This window comes from Ruegeria sp. (assembly GCF_028066395.1).
Lineage (GTDB): Bacteria > Pseudomonadota > Alphaproteobacteria > Rhodobacterales > Rhodobacteraceae > Ruegeria.
Genome location: NZ_JALCBM010000044.1, coordinates 1 through 3175, shown reverse-complemented (window position 1 = coordinate 3175; position 3175 = coordinate 1). Strand labels below are relative to the sequence as shown.

Genomic DNA, 3175 nt, shown 5'->3' with positions numbered 1-3175 from the left:
TACAGCGAGATGCTGTTGGAGGATCTGGATGACCTGAACGCTGGCCATCTGGAGGCGGACCTGCGCGGGCTACTTGACCATACGGACGCCCTTCTGCGTCACATCGACGAACTTGCGTCACTGTCCGACGATTTATCAGGCGACGATACCAAGGGCCTTCGCTCGCCCCAGGACACCGCCGCAATGTTCGCCAATCTGGTTCAGAGCATGCAACCTGCGGCCCCACTCGCTGATGCCATCGCACTCGGTACCATCCTTGTCGTTGACGACATCGAGGCAAACCGCAGTTTGCTGGCCCGGCGGTTAGAGAGGGACGGGCATCAGGTCCGGACCGCGGACGGAGGATACGCCGCCCTCAAAATGATGTCCGGGCAATCGTTCGATCTGGTTCTGCTGGATCTCATGATGCCGGATATCAATGGCTTTGACGTGCTGACCAGAATGAAAGACCAAGACGCCCTGCGCGATATTCCGGTCATCATGATTTCAGCGCTGGATGAGATCGACAGCGTCGCGCGCTGTATTGAAGCCGGTGCCGAGGATTACCTGCCCAAGCCCTTCAATCCGATTCTTCTGCAAGCCCGGATCAATGCCGCGCTGGAAAAAAATCGCTGGCGCGAGCGCGAACGCCATTACCTTGCGCAGATGGAGGCGGAAAAGCAGAAGTACGAAGATCTTTTACACAGCATTCTGCCCCATCAGATCGTCACGCGGCTGAATGGCGGTGAGACAACGATCGCCGATCGCCACAACGACGTCACCGTCCTGTTTTCGGATATTGTCGGTTTTACCGAGATGTCGGCCAAGCGACCACCGGCGCATGTGGTGCACTATCTCAACCAGATTTTCTCAGGCTTTGACGAGACCGCGACAGAGCTTGGCGTGGAAAAGATAAAGACGATTGGCGATGCATACATGGTCGCCGCCGGTGTGCCGGATGGTCGAGCCGATCATGCTGAGGTGATCGTCGAGGTGGCGCTTCGCATGCTCGATCAGGTTGAGGCGCTGAACCGTGAAACGGATTACCCGATGCATATCCGGGTTGGCGTTCACAGCGGGCCGGTGGTTGCGGGAATAATCGGGTCGCACCGCTTCCTGTACGATGTCTGGGGAGACACGGTAAATTTTGCCAGCCGTCTTGAATCAACCGGTGCACCGGGCCGGGTGCAACTGTCCGAAGCCACCGCCAAACGGGTCAGGCACCTCTTCGATATTTCCGAACCCGTCGATACGCGCATAAAGGGCAAGGGGCAGGTCAAAACCTACTACGTGATCCGGCGCAAAACGGCTGTGGACTGAACGGATTTTCGTCAGGATGCAGGCAGCAGCTTTGCCATTTTTTCCAACAGGCGGCTGAGCTCAACGGGTTTGGTGTCGAAATCATCACAGCCTGCATCCAGCGCCTTTTCCCGATCACTGGCCATCGCGTGTGCGGTCAGGGCCACCACCGGGATCGAGGCCGTCTCGGGTGCTGCTTTGATCCGCCGAGTGGCCTCCCACCCATCAATTTCCGGCAAGCTCATATCCATCAGGATGATGTCCGGAGTTTCACTGCCCGCCATGGAAACGCCTTCCAACCCGTTTGTCGCGGCAACGACGATAAACCCTTTCCGCGTCAATCTGCGCGACAGCATATCGCGGTTCATTTCGTTGTCTTCCACCAACAGGACTTTAGTCAAAATTCCCCCTTGCGCTGCCGCGCGTTTTGACTGCCGACGGGTTCAGGCCGCATTGAAACCCGGGCTCTGCCATCGGGCGGTGCAAACCTTACTGGTCGGCGCATTCTTTCACCAATTTTGTTTCACGCAAAGAATATCTGATTGGGTAACGTCGCTGAACGCTCACTTTGTCAACGCAACCTGGCCGATCCGCGTATGCGTGATGAGCATTTTTAAGCTTCAGTAGAGCCCAGAGAAAATTATCCATGCCCCACAAATTGCGGGACCAGCCACCGTGCCGAGAAAAGCAAGGCCGACGAACGTATATCTCGGCCAAGAAGGTTTCTTGTCGGTGTCGATCACAGCATTCAACAACGCCCAGCAGCAAGCCAGGAAAATGGAAACTGAGGCTGCAATCACACAGTACAATTCAAGGATAGATAAGTCAGAAACAGTCATACCCAACTTGTGACATCTTCATGGGCGGCCAATTCCGGAAAAACCGGCGGTTGTATCCAGTTTGTTCTATTGAACAAAGGCTTTGAACATTTGGTCAGCATAGTACGGAGCGATTTCCAGCTTTGAGGCACGCCTGCGCAGGTCCAGCGGAGTCCGGATCAAAGGCAGTCAAACCACATCAAAATGGCAGGGTCTGATACATGCTTGTCGATACGCTGACGGACAGGAGAAGGACAAACACAGCCGCAAAGTGGGTAGGTTTTGGCTTTTCCTGCTTTGGCCTCATTGTCCATTTCGCCCATTTCTCATGGCTGTCAGCTGGTTCAATACCTTTACCAAACACCATCTTATCCACCCTTCAACCGGATCAACAACTTAGAATGAGTTTGCCTGACCATAGTTGAACCAAATGGAAACGCGTCGTTCATGCTGAGTTAATCTGCCGTCGATCAGATGCCGCATAGCTCGCACCCGCCCTCACAGGAAACCCTGTGGCAGATGCAGAAATCAGGTGGGCGACAAAGCGGGGCGATCTGGTGAATTGTTAACAGAACGTTAACGACATGTTCCTACTGCATTCAGATATGTTCCCGCATACTGGCCGTCAGTTGCTTTGCCACCCACCACGCCACACTCGCGAAACTGGCCAGATTGGGATATCCGAATGTTGAACCTTTCACTAACGTTTACAGTTGCTTCTATCGGGATAATCTCGGGTTTTCTGGTAAGCTTTGTTTTGGTGCTATGATCCGGAAACCAGTGTGTGAACCATCGACGCCGGGTAGTGCAGTGGTAAATGCATATCGGCTGAAACGCAGCGATTTGGACTATGACGCTGCGATGTGGGCGGCCTGCGTGCTGATGGCTCTGCATGACGACAGGTCTGAATTGTTTCGAGAATATGCGCACATCTGGGCCGACAAATTGAAATCAAACAAATCCGAAAGAAGCCGCTCTGATCAAAGATGAAATGGGTGGGCGGCGTCCAGAATAGAGCAAGAAACTGGACAACAATTGAAACCAGTCAAATGGTCGCTATACCCCGGCTACTTTACGCT

2 protein-coding genes are annotated in these 3175 nt (G+C 54.0%); one reads left to right on the top strand and one right to left on the bottom strand.

What is annotated here, in order from left to right:
• Window positions 1–1299, top strand: a 1299-nt coding sequence (locus MPJ51_RS13985; protein ID WP_298387906.1) for an adenylate/guanylate cyclase domain-containing protein, incomplete at its 5' end; no start/stop codon positions are given.
• An 11-nt stretch (window positions 1300–1310) separates the two neighbouring features.
• Here the strand turns inward: MPJ51_RS13985 and MPJ51_RS13980 are convergent.
• A complete protein-coding gene (locus MPJ51_RS13980) occupies window positions 1311–1679 on the bottom strand; it encodes a response regulator (protein WP_298387903.1) in 369 nt (122 codons plus the stop codon).
• Window positions 1680–3175: the final 1496 nt, after the last annotated feature.